Annotated in this window: 13 protein-coding genes; 3 read left to right on the top strand and 10 right to left on the bottom strand. The window is 33.3% G+C overall.

From position 1 onward, the window contains the following. Window positions 1–34: 34 nt before the first annotated feature. A complete protein-coding gene (locus tag KLA_RS07210) occupies window positions 35–1,243 on the bottom strand; it encodes a Pycsar system effector family protein (protein WP_013621196.1) in 1,209 nt (402 codons plus the stop codon). Between the two features lie 47 nt (window positions 1,244–1,290). On the opposite strand from KLA_RS07210, the gene KLA_RS07205 reads away from it, so the two are divergent. Next, window positions 1,291–5,007, top strand: coding sequence for a metallophosphoesterase (locus tag KLA_RS07205; RefSeq protein ID WP_034644732.1), 3,717 nt, complete (start codon window positions 1,291–1,293; stop codon window positions 5,005–5,007). 3 nt (window positions 5,008–5,010) lie between these two features. On the opposite strand, the gene KLA_RS07200 is transcribed toward KLA_RS07205, so the two are convergent. The 6 genes from KLA_RS07200 to KLA_RS07175 all read right to left on the bottom strand — a co-directional run bounded on the left by KLA_RS07200 (window position 5,011) and on the right by KLA_RS07175 (window position 10,826). After that, window positions 5,011–5,862 (bottom strand): hypothetical protein, encoded by an 852-nt coding sequence (locus tag KLA_RS07200; protein ID WP_034644731.1) that lies wholly within the window; start codon window positions 5,860–5,862, stop codon window positions 5,011–5,013. 3 nt (window positions 5,863–5,865) lie between these two features. Beyond that, window positions 5,866–6,642, bottom strand: coding sequence for an enoyl-CoA hydratase/isomerase family protein (locus KLA_RS07195; RefSeq protein WP_013621193.1), 777 nt, complete (start codon window positions 6,640–6,642; stop codon window positions 5,866–5,868). 11 nt (window positions 6,643–6,653) lie between these two features. After that, window positions 6,654–8,084, bottom strand: coding sequence for a sensor histidine kinase (locus tag KLA_RS07190; protein ID WP_013621192.1), 1,431 nt, complete (start codon window positions 8,082–8,084; stop codon window positions 6,654–6,656). Window positions 8,085–8,195: 111 nt separating this feature from the next. Further along, window positions 8,196–8,561, bottom strand: a complete 366-nt coding sequence (locus KLA_RS07185; protein ID WP_013621191.1) for a hypothetical protein — start codon at window positions 8,559–8,561, stop codon at window positions 8,196–8,198. 77 nt (window positions 8,562–8,638) lie between these two features. After that, window positions 8,639–9,655 (bottom strand): UDP-glucose 4-epimerase GalE, encoded by a 1,017-nt coding sequence (gene galE / locus KLA_RS07180; protein ID WP_013621190.1) that lies wholly within the window; start codon window positions 9,653–9,655, stop codon window positions 8,639–8,641. Between the two features lie 16 nt (window positions 9,656–9,671). Then, window positions 9,672–10,826, bottom strand: coding sequence for a DegT/DnrJ/EryC1/StrS family aminotransferase (locus KLA_RS07175; RefSeq protein ID WP_034644729.1), 1,155 nt, complete (start codon window positions 10,824–10,826; stop codon window positions 9,672–9,674). 92 nt (window positions 10,827–10,918) lie between these two features. Between KLA_RS07175 and KLA_RS07170 the strand changes: the two genes are divergently transcribed. Beyond that, a complete protein-coding gene (locus KLA_RS07170) occupies window positions 10,919–12,169 on the top strand; it encodes a 3-deoxy-D-manno-octulosonic acid transferase (protein WP_034644728.1) in 1,251 nt (416 codons plus the stop codon). A gap of 98 nt (window positions 12,170–12,267) precedes the next feature. After that, a complete protein-coding gene (locus tag KLA_RS18480) occupies window positions 12,268–12,393 on the top strand; it encodes a hypothetical protein (protein WP_013621187.1) in 126 nt (41 codons plus the stop codon). Between the two features lie 161 nt (window positions 12,394–12,554). Here the strand turns inward: KLA_RS18480 and KLA_RS07165 are convergent, their stop codons facing one another. From KLA_RS07165 to KLA_RS07155, 3 genes are read right to left on the bottom strand one after another with little or no spacing between them, the layout of a single operon-like run. After that, the gene (locus KLA_RS07165; protein WP_152536831.1) at window positions 12,555–14,012 is read right to left on the bottom strand and encodes a TolC family protein; all 1,458 of its coding nucleotides are present in this window, start codon (window positions 14,010–14,012) and stop codon (window positions 12,555–12,557) included. Then, a complete protein-coding gene (locus tag KLA_RS07160) occupies window positions 13,996–17,238 on the bottom strand; it encodes an efflux RND transporter permease subunit (protein WP_034644727.1) in 3,243 nt (1,080 codons plus the stop codon). The genes KLA_RS07165 and KLA_RS07160 overlap by 17 nt, the downstream gene beginning before the upstream one ends. A gap of 23 nt (window positions 17,239–17,261) precedes the next feature. After that, a complete protein-coding gene (locus KLA_RS07155; RefSeq protein ID WP_034644725.1) occupies window positions 17,262–18,344 on the bottom strand; it encodes an efflux RND transporter periplasmic adaptor subunit in 1,083 nt (360 codons plus the stop codon). Window positions 18,345–18,410: the final 66 nt, after the last annotated feature.

Genomic DNA, 18,410 nt, shown 5'->3' with positions numbered 1-18,410 from the left:
ATTAATATTCCCTTTTTTTATGTGATTAAGAAACTTACAAAATAACAGCTTCTCTTGGACCGTAAAAATGCAATGCTAAAAAGAAAGATAAAACAGACACAATCATTCCAAACATAAATATAGCATAGGTCCAACGCAATAGCTTATATTTTCTGTCTAATACAAGCCCTAAAAAGTACAAATCTTTAGTTAAGGAAGAGTATACATAAGACTGGTCTTTTATTAGCTCTTTCATAGCCCACTCATAATCCTCTAATTTCATTTTATGAAAATTACCAAAAAACAATAAGTTTACCTTTTTATTGTCTACATCTTCTTTTGTAAACTGTCCGCTAGTAATATTTGGCCTAGTTGCAATAATAGACAGCACCATAGATATTACACTAAAAAACATAAACAAAGCCGTAGGCAATATTAAATATTTGTTTGATGGGCTATCTAGTTTTGGCATTAAATCTGCTAACACCAAAGAAATTATAATTGCATTTACAGATAATAAAATATTGGCTTTAGTATCTGCAATATCACTAAGCTTTAAATGGTTACGCATAGTAACCCTGTACATTGTTTGTACACCTCTTTCTGGACTTTTATCTTTAAACTCAGACTTATATTGAGCTTTTACTTTTTCTTTTTTAACTAGCTTTTTCATTTTTTTTCTAGCCTTAATTAGTTTAGCTAGGTTATCATCTTTGGTCTCTTGCCAATTTTTAATAGCATAATCTGTATAAAACCTATGCTTTGTCTGAAACATTCTAATATTAGTATCTCTCCATTCTGCAGGCGAGTAATCTATAAGCCCTAATAAAGATAGTTCTTCCCTAAGCATTTCGGTAGTTTCTAAATAACTCTCTTGCCCTAAGTGAGATCCATCTGCATCTCTAATTATCTCTTCACTCAGGCTTGTAGGCTCATACCCTTTTTTAGTAGCTAAAATTAAATTGCAAATATTTTCTATACGTTTTTCATCAAAAGATTTTTCTCTTAAAAACTCCCTAGCAATATCACAACTTCTTTCTTCATGTTCTTTGGCGCTCCTTGTATAACCTGCGTCATGAAACCACGCAGCTAAAAGTAAGTCCTCATGCTCTTTTACGTCTAACTTGTAAAAATCTAACAATTCTTGCGTACTTTTGACAACACGTTGGGTATGCCTTATATTGTGATATAAAAAACTAGAGCTTAACTCATTGGTTAACAAACTAATTACATAATCTTCGGTTTCCTGAATAATATTTGCCATTGTTTTTAATAAATAAGGTGCATCACAAATTACAAAATTTAATCTTTATGAATACTTCCATTAGAAAATATTGTTGGTCGTTATGTATTTTAATCCTTACTAATTGTGCTACACAAAAGGCAAAATACACAAATACAGAACAAGCCAAAGATACTACTACTAATAAAGATATAGAACATACGTTTTACTTAATTGGTGATGCAGGTAAATCTCCTATAAACGGAATGAACCCTGTGTTAAAATCATTTAAAAAAAGAATTGAAAAGGCCCCAAAAAATAGTACCGTTTTATTTTTAGGAGATAACATTTACCCTGCAGGAATGCCAGACCCTAAAGATTCTACACAAGCTTATTTAATTGCAAAAAGTCATTTAGATGCACAATTAAACACTTTAAAAAATTACAAAGGAAAACCATTATTTATACCTGGTAACCATGATTGGTATACAGAAGGTTTGGTTGGCTTAGAAAGAGAGCAAGATTACATACAAGAAGCCCTAGACAGCAAAGATGTTTTTTTTCCTGAAGATGGCTGCCCATTAGAAACTATAGAAGTAAATGAAAATCTTATAATTATAGCTATAGACACAGAATGGTACTTAACCAATTGGAATAAAAGGCCAGACATTAATGATAAGTGTGATATTAAAAGTAGAGAAAAGTTTTTAATAGAGCTAGAGAGTTTAATATCTAAAAACAAGCAAAAAACTACAGTTATTGCAATGCACCACCCAATGTTTAGCTATGGTTCTCATGGCGGACAATACTCTTTTAAAAAACACTTTTACCCTAAATCTGGTGTAGGCCCATTACCTATTGTTGGTACTTTTTTAAATTTACTTAGAAAAACTGCTGGTCCGTCTTCAGAAGATTTACAAGGCAAAAGATACAGAGAACTACGCAACCGCGTTGTTACACTTGCACAATACTCTAACAAAGTAATATTTGTTTCTGGGCATGAACACTCTTTACAATACATTGTAGAAGAAAACACTCCGCAAATTGTTAGTGGCGCTGGTGCAAAAAGTGGTGAAACTAGACTTATTAATGGCAGCAAATTTTCTACTGGAGAAAAAGGGTATGCAACATTAGAAATTTATAAAGATGGCTCTTCTAGAGTACGTTTTTATGGCTTAGACCAAGATAATAACGAAAAATTTCTTTTTACTTCCGAAGTTTTACCTGAAGACAAAAAACTATTTACAAAAAAATTACCCGATAGTTTTCCGGCAACAACAACAGCATCCATATACACACAAGAAGAAATTACCAAAACAGGATTTCACAATTTTGTTTGGGGAGATCGTTACCGTAAATACTACGGCACTCCTGTAACTGTACCCACATTAAGCTTAGACACAATTTATGGTGGCCTAACACCTGTAAGAGCCGGTGGCGGACACCAGTCTAAATCTTTACGTTTAGCAGATAAAGATGGCAAAGAATATGTTATGCGATCTATGCGTAAAAGTGCAGAATTATACTTACAATCTATGGCTTTTAAAGACCAATACGTAGTTGGTGAGTTTGAAGATACTGCTATAGAAAAATTACTTATGGATTTTTACACTGGGTCTCATCCTTACGCTCCATACATTGTATCTAAATTATCTGATGCTATAAATATTTATCATACAAATCCTAGATTGTACTACATCCCTAAACAAAAAGCTTTAGGAGATTTTAATGTAAATTATGGAGATGAATTATATATGTTTGAAGAACATGCTGGCGATAACCACGGAAATCTTAAAAGTTTTGGTTATGCTAATGAACTCAAAAGCACAGATAGTATGCTTGAAGATTTGCGTGATGATGAAAAATATGCCGTAGATGATAAAATGTACCTTAGAGCCCGACTTTTTGATATGGTTATTGGAGATTGGGACAGACATACAGACCAGTGGCGTTGGGCAGAAAACAAAGAAAAAAATAAAATAATTTACAAACCCGTTCCTAGAGACAGAGATCAAGTGTTTTCTAATATGGGAGACGGACCATTAATGAGTTTGGCTACCAGAATTGTACCCTCTTTGCGCTTAATGGAAGGGTTTAATGAAGAAATAAGAAGTGTACGCGGGTTTAACTCTTCACCTAAAACTTACGTGTTAGACATTGCCCTATTAAGCGAAACAAAATTAGAAGATTGGATTGCAGAAGCTACATACATACAACAAAATTTAACTGCAGATATAATAGATAAATCTTTTAAAGATTTCCCTGTAGAAATACAAGATGAGTCTTTACCAAAACTAAAAAAAATATTACTGTCTCGTATAGCCCACGTAAAAGAGTATGCTAAAGAATACCACCGAATTTTAAACAAATTTGCTGTAGTTTCTGGTACAGATAAAGATGATTGGTTTGAGATTAATCATCTAAATAAAAAAGAAGTACAAATAAAAGCCTACCGTAACATTAAGGGAGAAAAAGAAAAGCTATTTTTTGACAAAACTTTTAGTAGTGATGTTACTAAAGAAATATGGGTTTATGGCTTAGATGATGATGATTATTTTGAAGACTATGGAGCTAACCAAAGTCAAATTAAAATTAGAATTATTGGCGGACAAAACAATGATATTTACAACCTAACAAACGGCAAAAATACCATTATTTATGATTACAAGTCTAAAAAGAACACTTTTAAGGCAGATAACAATGCAAGAATTAAACTTACAAATGATTACAACACAAATGTGTATAACCCATTGGCAATACGCAATAGTGTAAACCAAATTATACCAACAATTGGTTTTAACCCAGATGACGGTGTTAAAATAGGCTTTACTAACACCTATACATACAACGGTTTTAGGCTAAATCCTTTTACAGAAAAACACACATTTAATGCTTCTTTTTACTTTGCAACGCAAGGTTTTGATTTTGGATATACTGGAGAATTTGCTAATATTTTTGGCAACTGGAATTTTGAAGTAGACACAAGGTTTACAAGCCCTAATTTTAGTGTTAACTTTTTTGGCTATGGCAACAATACTACAAATAGTGATGATGACCTTGGTATGGATTACAACAGGGTAAAACTAGAGCAAATTAAGGTTGCACCATCTGTTGTATTTAACGGACAATTAGGAGGTAAATTTAAAGCTGGTCTATTACTAGAAACAATAGAGGTAGAAGAAACAGAAGACAGGTTTATAAATACTTTTTATGTAGCAAATAATGAAGATGTACGCAACACATTTTTAGGTGCAGATGCAACTTACACTTATGAAAATAAGGATAACAATGCTTTTCCAACAATGGGTATGTCTACAATGATAAAAGCTGGTTACAAGCAGTCTCTAGTTAATGATAGTCAAAATTATGCATACATAATTCCTAGTCTTGCTTTTGATTATAAACTAGTACCAAACGGAAGGTTAGTTTTAGCTACAAAATGGAAAGCCCATTTTAACATAGGAGATGATTATGAGTTTTACCAAGGAGCAAGTATTGGTGGTATAGACGGATTAAGAGGTTACAGAAACCAACGTTTTACTGGTAAAAAAGCATATTACCAAAATACAGATATACGCTATAGTCTTAGAAAAATGAAAACCAATATTATACCATTATCATTAGGTGTATATTCTGGCTTTGATTATGGACGTATATGGTTGCCAACAGAGGATTCTGACGAGTGGAAAACATCATATGGTGGCGGTATCTTTTTAAATGGTGCAGATGTTATTTCTGCCAGAGTGGCCTTATTTTATGCAGACGAAGGACCAAGATTTACATTTGGACTAGGGTTTGGATTTTAAACCCTAGTTTAATGTATAAATATATAGGTTTCCGCCTGTTTTTTTATGATATTCATCTGCTAAATACAAGGTATTATTTGTAATAAAACAAACAGACTCTAACTGGGTTCTTACTCCCAAATCTATGGTTTTAACAGTACCCTGTGTAAAGTTGTCTGCTTTAAAATTTGTAAAACTCCAAAGCATACCATTACTAATAAGCACTATAGTTTTTTCATCTGGAGAGATTGCCGCAGATGTAATTCGGCTGGTACGTTCATCTGTACCCGCCATAAAACTACCAACTAACTCTGCCTTATACTTGCCTTTAGTTGCAGGAACTTTATAAATAAGTGCTTCACCAGTAAATGGTTTAGCTCTATTTTTAGTAATTATATAAAGGCTGTTTTTCCAATAAAAAAGAGATTCTGCATCATACAATAATTCCTTTTTCTTAGGAGAAAAATCTGTCTGTTCTGGATAACTAAACTCTATTTTTTCGGCTTCAATATCATCTCCCTTTTCATTATCAGGATTAGGTACTTTTAAAATTTCTAGATCATCTCTATCACTACTATTATTTCCAAAGTCTCCTATGTAAACATTGCCAGCTTTATCTTTACTTAGATCTTCCCAGTCGTGATTTTTGCCGTTTTTAACCTTAAGTGTTTTTAGCCAATTGCCTTTAGAGTCAATTTTATAAAGTTCATCTTTATTTCCCTTATCTTCAATAAGCCAAACACTATTTTGCGCTGTAGACACAAGCCCAGATACTTCTTTAAATTCTTCAGGTATATTTGCTATTACTTTTAATTGTCCGTAATTACTACAGCCAACTAAAAGCAATAAACAACTTAATCCTAAGTATTTTTTCATACACTATGCTCCTGGAAAATTTGCTTTTCTTTTCTCTAAAAATGCAGTAGTACCCTCTTTAAAATCTTCTGTTCCAAAGCAAGCACCAAAGGCTTCAATTTCTACATCATAACCATCTTTAGTAAAACCAGCATTAACTGCTTTAATAGCTGCAGAAATTGCTACAGAAGAATTGTTTGTAATTTTACCTATTAGTTTATGGCAAAGTGGCAATAATTCTTCTTGTGTTACCACATAATTTACCAACCCGTAGTCTAATGCTTTATCTGCAGAAATCATTCCTGCTGTCATTATTAATTCCATTGCTCTACCCTTACCAACTAATTGCGGTAAACGTTGTGTACCACCGTAACCAGGTATTACTCCTAAAGACACTTCTGGCAAGCCCATTTTTGCATTATCACTAGCTACTCTAAAATGGCAAGCCATAGACAGCTCTAATCCGCCACCTAATGCAAAACCATTTACAGCCGCAATTACAGGAGTTCCTAAGTTTTCTACTAAATTAAAAAGTTCATCTTGTCCTTTACGTGCTAATCTGGCTCCTTCTTCTTCAGAAAAATTAGCAAACTCAGAGATATCTGCACCAGCAACAAAAGCTTTATCACCACTACCCGTTAATATAATTGCTTTAACACTTTTATCTGCTTCTAAATTTGCAAAAGCTTTATGCAATTCTAAAATAGTAGCCTTGTTTAAAGCATTTAGCTTTTTTGGTCTGTTTATAGTTACAATTGCAGTGCTATTTTGCTGTTCTACTAAAATAGTTTCAAAATTCATATTTGTTAGTTTTAATTATTTTCTTTGGGAAAACGCACTACAAAAACTGTCCCTTTTTGTGGCTGAGAAGTAAATGTAATGTTCCCTTTATAGGTTTCTACAATATTTTTTACCATTCCTAATCCTAATCCCATACCACTAGTTTTAGTTGTAAACTTAGGCTCAAAAATTTTATCTTTAAATTCATCTGCAATACCCACACCGTTGTCTGCTACAGATATTTTCACAAAATCACCATCTGATGCTACAGTTACCAATACCTTAGGGTTTTCTACTTCTGGTAGTGCTTGCATTGCATTTTTAACCAAATTGGTAACCACACGCACCAACTGTGTCCGGTCTAATTTTGCCACAATACTCTCTTCTTCTGCTATAAAGTGAATATAACTTTCATTAAAGATATCTACAGCTAATTTAACAATTTTAACTACGTTTAACGTCTCGTTTTGTTGTGCTGGCATTTGCGCAAAATTAGAAAAAGCAGAGGCTATACTACTCATAGTATCTATTTGCTGAATTAACGTTTTAGAATACTCTGTAAGTTTCTCTTTTATGTCTGGGTCATTTGGGTTAAACTTACGCTCAAAACTCTGCACACTTAAACGCATAGGAGTAAGCGGGTTTTTTATTTCATGAGCCACTTGTTTTGCCATTTCTCTCCAGGCTTGCTCCCTTTCGCTTTTAGCTAATTTTACAGCACTTTGCTCTAACTCATCAATCATTCCGTTATAAGCATCTACTAAGCGCCCTATTTCTTCACTAGGATTATCTATTAATATTTTTGGATTTCTAATGCTTAAATCAGTTTTATTAAGCTTATCTGAAATTGTTTGTAAAGACCTTGTTATGTATTTAGATGTAAAGTAAGCCAACACAATAGCAATTATAAACATTACTATGTAAACCAAACCTAGTCTTAGCAAAAACTCTGGCAGCTCTTTATCTTCAAAAGAGGTATCCTCTACATACTCTAGCTTTAAAATACCAATATCTCTAAATTTTAAATCCTTTATAAAAGTGTAAGAGGATCTAAATATTTTCTCTTCGTTAGATATTTTTTCAATATGACTAACTTCTTCTACGTAACGCTGATTATCACTAGTTTTTAATTTTTGAAGAACAATAGCATCTAAACAAGTTGTTACAGATGTTTTATTAAGTAAAGGATGGGAGTCTATAATTAATTCTCCCTCTAGATCATAAATACTAAAATTTACATTCTGAATTTCTGCAATTTCAAAAATCTCATCCTTAAAAATTAAATGCAATTTTTCTGTAATACGCTCAAAAGAGGTTTTTCTTATTGTAAGATTAACACTTTCCTTTATCTGTGCTTCTTTACGCTCTAAACGGTCTTGGTTATATTCTTTAGATTGTTCTCTGTATTGATAAATAGTTACACCAGCAATTAGTATTGATGCCATAAGCACCAAAAACATCATGGTAATAAAAATACGCGACCTAAGTGATAATTTTTTAAACAAGAGTTTATTATTTACCCTCAAATATAGCAATTATTACGCCAAACTTAATTGCTTAAAACCTAGTATTAATTAGCTAGAGTATTGCTTTTTGTACCACACTTTTTGCCATTCTCTTTTTAAGATTAAAAATGCTACTTGGTCTGCTACTTCCACTGCATCTGTAACTTGTATTTGCTTTAGGGTTTGCTCTGGAATGTCTATAACATACAACAGGTTTAAGTACTCTGTAAAACGTTCTAAAAGCAGTTGGTAAATTTTTTCGCGTAGGGCAGTGGCAAGCTCTTCTGGAGAAATTGTTTTATTTTCTTGAAGCAGATTAAAGTCTATGTTAGCTAAACTAAAGTCTTTTTGTAATTGAGTTACCAAATTACCATATAGGTTTTGGCTCGTTACAGAGCTTAAAAGAGTTTTGGTATTTGGGTAGTTAAATGTCATCTCTTTTATGTACGCAAAAAAATAAAGTATGGTTTACACCCAAACCATACTTTATTACTTTTAACATTAAGCTTTAATTATTTTCTAATTTTTTGCTCCCAATCCCAGGCAGATTTCATAGCATCATCTAATGTAGACTCTGCTTTCCAGCCTAAAACGGTATTTGCCTTTGTAGTATCTGCGTAGGCAGTTGTAATATCTCCTGGTCTACGATCTACAATTTTATAATTTAATTTTTTACCAGACACACGCTCAAAGCTTTTTATTGCTTCTAAAACAGAACTTCCAGTACCTGTGCCTACGTTAAAAACTTCATAGTTTGCACTATTATTACCGCCAATTAAACGTTCTAAAGCTACTACGTGTGCCTTAGCTAAGTCTACAACGTGTATATAGTCTCTAATACAAGTGCCATCTGGCGTAGGATAATCTCCACCAAAAACAGACAATTGCTCTCTTAAACCAACACCTGTTTGTGTTATAAAAGGCACTAAATTTTGTGGCACTCCTATTGGTAATTCTCCAATTTCTGCACTTGGGTGTGCACCCATTGGGTTAAAGTAGCGCAATGCTATTGCATTTAATGCCGGTACAACTTTACACGTGTCTCTAATAATTTCTTCGCCCATTTGCTTGGTATTGCCGTAAGGAGACTCTGCTTCTTTTACTGGTGCATTTTCTGTAATTGGCATAATGTCTGCTTGCCCATATACAGTACATGAAGAACTAAAAATAAAATTAGCTTTTTGCAAAGCAGACAACTCTTGTAGTAAATACACCAATGTTCCTATATTGTTTTCATAATACAATAATGGTTTTTCTACACTTTCCCCTACAGCTTTAGAAGCTGCAAAATGTATAACACCAGCAATATTAGAGTGACGTTTAAAAAAATCTTGAACTTTAGACTTTTCTTTAAGATCAAATTTTTCAAAAGTTGGCTTTGTGCCAGTTATAGCCACAATACCATCCAATACTTTTTCTGAAGAATTAGATAAATCATCAATAATTACGACTTCAAAGCCTTTATTTTGTAATTCTACCACAGTGTGCGAACCAATAAAACCTAATCCGCCTGTTACTAATATTTTCATCTATTTCTATATTTGGTTAGTTATTTAAAAACTCTAAAACTGCGTCTGTAATGTAGGTTATTTGCTCATCATCTAACTCTGTATGCATTGGTAAAGAAATAACTTCTTTTACCAGTTGGTTTGTAACAGGAAAATCAGACTCATTATACCTGCTATCTTTATATGCCTTTTGCAAGTGTAAAGGAATTGGATAGTACACACCACACGGAATATCTTTAGATTGTAAATGCTTTACAAGTGCATCTCTGTCGTTGTTTTTTATTTGTAAAGTATATTGATGAAATACGTGACAATCACAAACACAAGTGTCTGCCGAACAACACACATCCATTTTTGGCGTAATAATATCTTTATGGTTAGCCAAAGCCATAGAATATTTTAATGCAGCTGCTCTACGCTTTTGGTTATAAGTATCTAAATTAGGTAGTTTAGCTCTTAAAACTGCCGCCTGTATAGAGTCTAACCTAGAGTTTACTCCTACCACATCATGGTGGTAACGCTCATACATTCCGTGATTTACAACGCCTCTTAATGTGTGCGCTAATGCATCATCATTTGTAAAAATAGCTCCACCATCTCCGTAAGCTCCTAAATTTTTTGAAGGAAAGAACGATGTTGCAGAAACATGACCCATTGTGCCCGCTTTTTTCTTGCTTCCGTCTTTAGAAATATAACTTGCACCTATTGCTTGTGCATTGTCTTCTATAACAAATAAATTATGCTTTTCTGCAATTTCTAAAATGGCATCCATATTTGCACATTGTCCAAATAAATGTACAGGAACTATAGCTTTAGTTTTTGGTGTTATAGCCTTTTCTATAGCAGCTGGGTTTATGTTAAACGTATCTGGCTCAACATCTACCAAAACAGGCGTTAATTGTAATAATGCAATAACCTCAACAGTAGCTGCAAAGGTAAAATCTGCAGTAATAACCTCATCTCCAGGCTGTAAACCAAGACCCATCATTGCAATTTGCAAAGCATCTGTACCATTTGCGCAAGGTATCATATGCTTAACACCCAAATACTCTTCCATTTCTTTTTGTAGTGCGTGTACCTCTGGACCGTTAATAAATGCTGATGTTTCTAATATCTGAGCTATAGAAGTGTTTACTTGCTCTTTTATATCTTGGTATTGACCTTTAAGGTCTACCATCTGAATTTTTTTCATTGCCTTAATTTGAAAGGTAAATTTACAAAAATACCAATGGGCAACAATGAAATTAATGAAAGAAACGTATTTTTACGACAAATAAACATTAGGTGCATCTTTTATATAACATTGTAGTACACATTGCCGCTCTTTTGGTTAAAATAATTGCAAATTTTAACCCTAAAATAAAACTCTTTGTGCAGGGCCGTAAAAATATTTACAACACCCTAAGCAAAAACATTTCTGTAAAAGATGATGTTATTTGGGTACACACAGCCTCTTTAGGTGAGTATGAACAAGGTTTGCCTGTTATAGAAAAACTTAAAAAAAATTACCCTACCTACAAGTTTGTTGTTACATTTTTTTCTCCTTCTGGCTACCAAGTCAAAAAAGATGACAACATTGCTAATGCTATTGTTTATATGCCATTAGACACTTTAAAAAATGCTAAAAAGTTTATAAAAGCTGTAAATCCTAAGCTTGCCGTTTTTGTAAAATATGAGATATGGCCTAACCACCTTAAAATTTTAAAAGAAAAACAAATACCAACTCTTTTAGTTTCTGCCTACTTTAAAAAAGAACAACTATTTTTTAAATGGTATGGTAGTTTTATGCGCAAAAGCTTAACTGCATTTACACATTTTTTTGTGCAAGACTCTAACTCTAAAAACTTACTTAAAAGTATTGGTTATAACAATTGTACTGTTAGTGGTGATACAAGGTTTGACCGCGTATCTAAAATACTAGAGCAAAACAATGAGTTAGATTTTATGACCAACTTTACACAAAACAAAACTTGCGTAGTAGCTGGTAGTACTTGGCCTAAAGGACATTTATTTTTAATAGATTACATAAATAATACCTCTGCAAAAAATATAAAATTTGTTATTGCTCCGCATAATATTATTACAGACCAAATAGAAGAGTTAAAAAATAGCATACACAAAAAAGTAGTTTTATTTTCAGAAATAAACAATAATGATATTTCTGATTTTGATGTTTTAATTATTGATACTATTGGAATTTTAACCAAAGTATACAGTTACGCTCAAATAGCTTATGTTGGTGGTGGTTTTACAAAAGGCGGGTTACACAACACTTTAGAACCTGCCGTGTTTGGAGTTCCTATACTAATTGGCCCAATTTACAAAGGCTTTAAAGAAGCTGAAGATTTAGTAGAACTAAAAGGAGTTTTACCCGCCGCAAACCAAAACGAGTTTACGAGTGTTTTAGATCTGTTACTTTCTAAAAAAGAACACTACAATAGCACTGCAGAAATAAATAAAAATTACGTTGCTCAAAATATTGGAGCTACAAACAAAATAGCAAGTTACATTGGTACTTTACTTGTAAACAAGTAATACAACAGTTTTTACAACTCACATAACAACTTGATTTACAGTGACTAAAATTGTTAAAGTCGATTTTAATTTGTAAATTACTAGAAACTATTGAGATTATGAAAGAATTAACTGTTGGCACAAAGGTCTTAAATAGTTTCCTAGGCGCAATGGTTGTTGTACTTATTGCAATATTAATTGCCGTTGTAGGATGCTTAATTTTGGCTGCCGTAGGCGTCTTGTAAAAAGGACAAAAGCACTTTCCCCACGTCTTGTTTTTGAATTTAGCTTTAAAACGCTATAGATTATATAAAAAGCCCTTCATTTCTGAAGGGCTTTTTCGTTGAAAAAGTAGAGAACTAAAAAACTTTAACAACTAACTTAAAAAACATAACAATTAAAAAAACTAATTCCAACCACCGCCTAAAGCGTGGTATATGTTTACATGCGCTAGCAACTGCTCTTTTTTGGTTTCTACAAGTTCTATTTTTGCCTCTAAAGCATCACGCTGTGTTAATAACACCTCCATATAATCTGCTCTAGCAGATCTAAATAGCTTGTTAGAAATTGTAATAGACTCTGTTAACGCATTTACTTCTTGCTGTTTAACATCAAAACTTTTTTTAAGATTTTTTATATTAGACAATTGGTTTGTAGTTTCTATATAACCATTTAAAATAGCCTTCTCATACTCGTATACCGCTTTAATTTGCCTCTTATTTGCATTTTTATATGCTGCCTTAATAGCATTACGGTTTATAAGTGGTGCAACCACATCACCAACAACATTATAAAGTACAGACTCTGGCGTTTTTGTTAAAAACTTAGGTTTAAAAGCCTCTAACCCCACACCTGCTTTAATACCTATTGATGGATAAAAATTGGCTTTGGCTACTTTTATATTTAATTTATTAGCAGCCAACTCATACTCTGCACGCTTAATATCTGGTCTATTTTGTAGTAACTGGCTTGGTATACCTGCGTGTACTGGAGTAGTAGTAATTTCTACAAAATCTGTTGTGGTTCTTTTAATATGTTTAGGATAAGAACCCATTAAAAAACAAATTTTATTTTCTGCCTCAGTAATCTGTTGTTGTATTTGGTATCTAGAACTTTGGTTTTTTAAAACCTCAGCTTCAAAACGCTTTACACCTAACTCTGTTGCCCTAGCAGCTTGTTTTTGCAGTTTAACAATTTCTAGCACATTTTTTTGAATAGCTATATTCTGGTCTATTATTTTAAGCTGATTATCTAGAGCTAAAAGCTCATAATAAGAAGATGCAATTTCTGAAACCAAATTGGTAACCATAAAGTTTTTACCTTCTTCACTTGCTAAATACTCTAACACAGCAGCTTTTTTAGAGTTCCTTAGTTTTTTCCAAACATCTAACTCCCATGACGCAACTGCTGCTACCTGATAATTAGGTAAAGGCTCTGGAAATTCTTCTCCCTCTTTAATATCTGTAGTAGCATCATTAGCACCTTGACTGGTATAACGCCCAACTTTTTCTATCTCTGCTCCTGCCTGTATGTTTACAAATGGTAAATACTCACCTTTACGAACCATAATTTCATTTTTAGCCACCTGTACTTCTTGTAGCATAATATTTAATTCTTGGTTATTAACTAAGGCCGTATCTATAATTGCTTTTAAATGAGGATCAGAAAAATACTGATCCCATTTCATAACAGCAGAATTTACAGTGTCTGTAGTTGCGTTATTATATACAGTTGGCACTGTTGTATTTTCATTTTTTATTTCTCTTGTAGGAACACAAGAATAAAAAGCAAACACACAAATAACACAAACTAGATAGGCTTTTTTATGCCTAAGCACAGTTTTATATTTATTTATTATCTTCATTTTTAGCTATTAATTTTTTCAAAAGTTGATTTATTTTCTCCATACGAGCCTTCATTCCGCTTTTACTTTCACTAGCTCGCATAAACTCTTCAGAAGCAGGCACTGTATCTTCATCTTTAATAAGACTACGCCCATCTGCCATTTTTGCAAAAATGTAATACAAACCAGGTATTATTAATACACCAAATAAAGTCCCTAAAAGCATTCCTCCTAAAGAAGAACCGCCTATAGTTTTATTTCCTATTGCTCCTGCTCCTGTAGCAATAATTAGTGGTATTAACCCTGCAATAAATGCAAAGGATGTCATTAAAATAGGTCTAAAACGTGCTTTTGCACCTTCTATAGCTGCTTCTAGTATTGTAGAACCTTGATTTCTTTTTTGAACCGCAAACTCCACAATTAACACTCCGTTTTTACCTAACAAACCAACCAACATAATCATACCAATTTGTGCGTAAACATCATTAGAAAGTCCCATCATTTTTAATAAAAAGAACGAACCAAAAATACCTACAGGTAATGATAGTATTACGGCTAAAGGCAGTAAAAAGCTTTCATACTGTGCTGCCAACACTAAGTATACAAACACTAATACAATTGCAAAAATGTAGATAGACTCGTTACCTCTGCGTGCCTCATCATAAGACAAACCTTCCCACGCAACATCATAACCATGTGGTAAAGATTCTTTTACTACTTCTTGTATTGCTTTTATAGCATCGCCACTAGTATAACCAGGAGCCGGCAGCCCCCTAATTGCAGCAGAATTGTATAAATTGTACCTAGTAATTTCATTAGGACCAAGTGCTTTTTCAATCTTCATAAAAGCAGAATACGGTACCATTTTACCTTCTTCACTCTTTACAAAAAGCTTTTCTAAATCAGACGGCAAACCTCTGTACTCTGGTGCTGCTTGGGTATATACTTTAAAAAATCTTCCAAAACGTATAAATCCTTGCTCATAAGTACTACCAATTAAAATGTTTAAGTTTTCCATAGCCGCACCAATAGACACCCCTTTTTGCATAGCTGCTTTATTGTCTATTTTAAGTTTATATTGCGGATAATTAGCTGCATAAAAAGTAAACAAGCCACTTAACTCCTTACGCTTTCCTAAAGCTTCCATAAAGTTGTTGTTTATTTTCTCGAACTCATGATAGTCTGTACCATTGGTTTTATCTAACAAACGCATAGAAAAACCACCAGAAGAACCGAAACCAGGGACTGCAGGCGGCTCAAAATACTCTATAACTGCACCTAAATTTTTGGTTTCTTCCTCTAGTTCTTCCATTATTTCATGAACAGAATGGTGGCGCTCTGACCAAGGTTTTAAGTTTATTAAACACGTACCAGCATTAGAACCACGACCCTCTGTCATTATTTCATAACCTGCTAATGATGAAACAGATTGTACACCCTCTGTTTCTTCACATATGGCTTGTAGTTTTCTGGCAACTTCATTTGTGCGTTCTAATGTAGAGCCTGGAGGAGTTTGTATAATGGCATAAATCATCCCTTGATCTTCATTAGGTATAAAACCAGCAGGCAAAATTTTACTGGTATAAACGATACCTGCGCAAAATATTGCCAAGACGCCAAAAGTTAAAATTCTACGAGCTACAATTTTATTTAAAATTTTTACATAGCTACCTGTAAGTCGTTCAAAGCCTCTGTTAAACCAATCTATAAACTTATCTACTGCCGATTTTTTTCTTTTACCATCATTGTGCTTTAATAACATTGCACAAAGTACTGGCGTTAATGTTAAAGCAACTAATGCAGAAATAACTATTGAACCAGCCATTGTTATAGAAAACTGACGGTAAAACACACCAACCGGACCTGCCATAAAAGAAATAGGAACAAAAACCGAAACCATTACCAATGTAATTGCTATAATAGCACCACCAATTTCTCCAACAACACTTTTAACAGCCTTGTAAGGTGTTAAATGTTCTTCTTCCATTTTTGCGTGTACGGCTTCTACCACAACTATAGCATCATCTACCACAATACCAATTGCCAATACCAGTGCAAATAGGGTTATTAAGTTTATAGACAACCCAAATAGTTGCATAATAAAAAATGCACCAATAAGTGATACTGGCACGGCTATAATTGGAATTAAAGTTGACCTCCAATCTCCCAAAAACAAGAACACTACAATAGCTACAAGAATAAATGCATCTCTAAGCGTATGTAATACTTGTTCTATAGATGCATCTAAAAAATTAGAAACATCATAACTAATTTTATAGTCTATACCAGGAGGTAAATCTTCTTTAAGCTCTTTCAGTTTATCTTTAACTGCGTCTATTACATCACTCCCGTTACTACCAAAGGTTTGCTTTAATACAATAGATGCAGATGGCTTACCATCTAAATTAGAGTAGATATCAAAAAACTCACTTCCTAACTCTACATCAGCAATGTCTTTTAGCGTTAAAATTTCTCCTTCTTCATTAGCCTTAATAATGATGTCTTTGTATTGATCTGGCTCACTATACCTATTTTGGTATACCAATGTATATTCTAACGCTTGTGATTTTTTACCAGAACTTCTACCAATTCTACCTGGTCTGGCCAAAATACTTTGGTCTTCCATTGCTTTTAAAACCTCCTCTGCAGAAACATTGTATGCACGCATACGATCTGGTTTTAGCCAAACACGCATAGCGTACTTACGGCTACCTAAAATTTTAGCACTTGCAATACCATCTATACGTTGTATTTCGGGTACCATTTTGGTATAGGCATAATTGTATAAAAACTTTTCGTCTGTATGTTTTTTATTACTGTACAAGTTAACGTACATAAGCATACTAGGTTGTACGGGAGTAATAATTACACCTTCACGCTGTACCAATTCTGGCAACAAAGGCATTACTTGATCTACACGTGTTTTTATTTTAACAACAGCCTCATTGGGGTCTGTACCAGGCTCAAAAATTACACGTAAAGTTCCTTCACCGGCACTTGTAGCATCAGAAGCTATATATCGCATACCTTGTACACCGTTTATAGAAGTCTCTAAAGGTATTAAGGTAGATTTTACCAACACATCTGCACTGGCACCAGGGTAAGCAATAAAAATATTTACAGTTGTAGGTGCTATTTGCGGAAACTGGGATATAGGCAATTGGTTTATTGCTAACAGTCCTGTAAAAATAATAATTACAGAAATTACAATAGCCAACACAGGCCTTTTTATAAATTTACTAAACATATTTTTATAGTTCTATTTTGTAATTATTCTGCATACAGGTCTAGTTCTTTTAGTACCGTATTTGGTTCTAAAAACTTGGTATGTATTTTTTCGTTATTTTTTACCATACGCAACCCTTCTAGCAGTATTTTATCTTTAGTAGAAAGGCCTTTGCTAACAATAAATAAGTTAGGTAAGGTAGCTTCAATTTCTATTTCTCTTTGCTTAACCTCACTATTAGCATCTATAACATACACGTAAGTTTTATCTAAAATTTCAAAAGTTGCTTTTTGTGGTATTAGTAAGGCGTCATCATATGGAACAGACATAAGTACACTACCAGTTTCACCGTGTCTTAATATTTTATCTGGATTAGGAAAGGTTGCTCTAAACGCAATGTTACCAGTTTGGTTATTAAACTCACCCTCTATAGTTTCTACAATACCTGTTTGGTTAAACATTTTATTGTTTGCCATAACCAACTCTACTTGTTTAGCTCTTGCTTTACCCGTATTTGTAATGTAGTCTAAATACTCTGCCTCTGGCACATTAAAGTATACCCACATTTTACTGTTATCTGACAGTGTGGTTAATTTTTCTCCTTCATCTAAAAGACTACCTTCTCTAGCTTCTAAATGATCTACAATACCATCAAAAGGAGCTCTAATATCTGTAAAACTTAAATGGGTTTGTGTTAAAAACACCTCTGCTTTAGCTTTATCATATTCTGCTTTAGACATTGCTAATTCATTTGCAGAAACCACATTACTATCTGCTAGTAGTTTTGTGTTTTTGTATTCTATTTCTGCTACTTCAGCTTCAGCTTTTGCTTTTTGCAAATCTGCCTGATACACGTTTGGCATTATATTAAAAAGCTTTTGACCTTTTTTTACAAACTGCCCCTCATCTATAGAAATATGTTTTAAATACCCTTTTTCTAAAGCACGTATTTCTATATGCCTAATAGAGTGTATTTGGCATACGTAGTCTTTTTTAATAATGGTGTCTTTTTTAACAGGATTGGTAACAAGAAATTTAGATTCCTCTTTTTTTTCTTCTTTTTTAGACTCACAGCTGGCAAAACAAAGCACAAGCAATAGGCCTATGAGTGTAGAAGTTCTCCTCATAATACGATTGATTTTTTAAAATAATTGATTGTTAATACGTGTGGCAAAAACGCACAGAAAACTATA

The sequence above is a fragment of the Cellulophaga geojensis KL-A genome, from assembly GCF_000568425.1.
Classification (GTDB): Bacteria; Bacteroidota; Bacteroidia; order Flavobacteriales; family Flavobacteriaceae; genus Cellulophaga; species Cellulophaga lytica.
Note: the sequence above shows the minus strand (reverse complement) of the source record. Positions and strands in the feature narration are given on the sequence as shown.

Coding starts and splice junctions, on each gene's coding strand:
- KLA_RS07210 (WP_013621196.1), bottom strand. CDS start 1,243: ATGGCAAATATTATTCAGGAAACCGAAGATTATGTAATTAGTTTGTTA.
- KLA_RS07205 (WP_034644732.1), top strand. CDS start 1,291: ATGAATACTTCCATTAGAAAATATTGTTGGTCGTTATGTATTTTAATC.
- KLA_RS07200 (WP_034644731.1), bottom strand. CDS start 5,862: ATGAAAAAATACTTAGGATTAAGTTGTTTATTGCTTTTAGTTGGCTGT.
- KLA_RS07195 (WP_013621193.1), bottom strand. CDS start 6,642: ATGAATTTTGAAACTATTTTAGTAGAACAGCAAAATAGCACTGCAATT.
- KLA_RS07190 (WP_013621192.1), bottom strand. CDS start 8,084: ATGATGTTTTTGGTGCTTATGGCATCAATACTAATTGCTGGTGTAACT.
- KLA_RS07185 (WP_013621191.1), bottom strand. CDS start 8,561: ATGACATTTAACTACCCAAATACCAAAACTCTTTTAAGCTCTGTAACG.
- galE (WP_013621190.1), bottom strand. CDS start 9,655: ATGAAAATATTAGTAACAGGCGGATTAGGTTTTATTGGTTCGCACACT.
- KLA_RS07175 (WP_034644729.1), bottom strand. CDS start 10,826: ATGAAAAAAATTCAGATGGTAGACCTTAAAGGTCAATACCAAGATATA.
- KLA_RS18480 (WP_013621187.1), top strand. CDS start 12,268: ATGAAAGAATTAACTGTTGGCACAAAGGTCTTAAATAGTTTCCTAGGC.
- KLA_RS07165 (WP_152536831.1), bottom strand. CDS start 14,012: ATGAAGATAATAAATAAATATAAAACTGTGCTTAGGCATAAAAAAGCC.
- KLA_RS07160 (WP_034644727.1), bottom strand. CDS start 17,238: ATGTTTAGTAAATTTATAAAAAGGCCTGTGTTGGCTATTGTAATTTCT.
- KLA_RS07155 (WP_034644725.1), bottom strand. CDS start 18,344: ATGAGGAGAACTTCTACACTCATAGGCCTATTGCTTGTGCTTTGTTTT.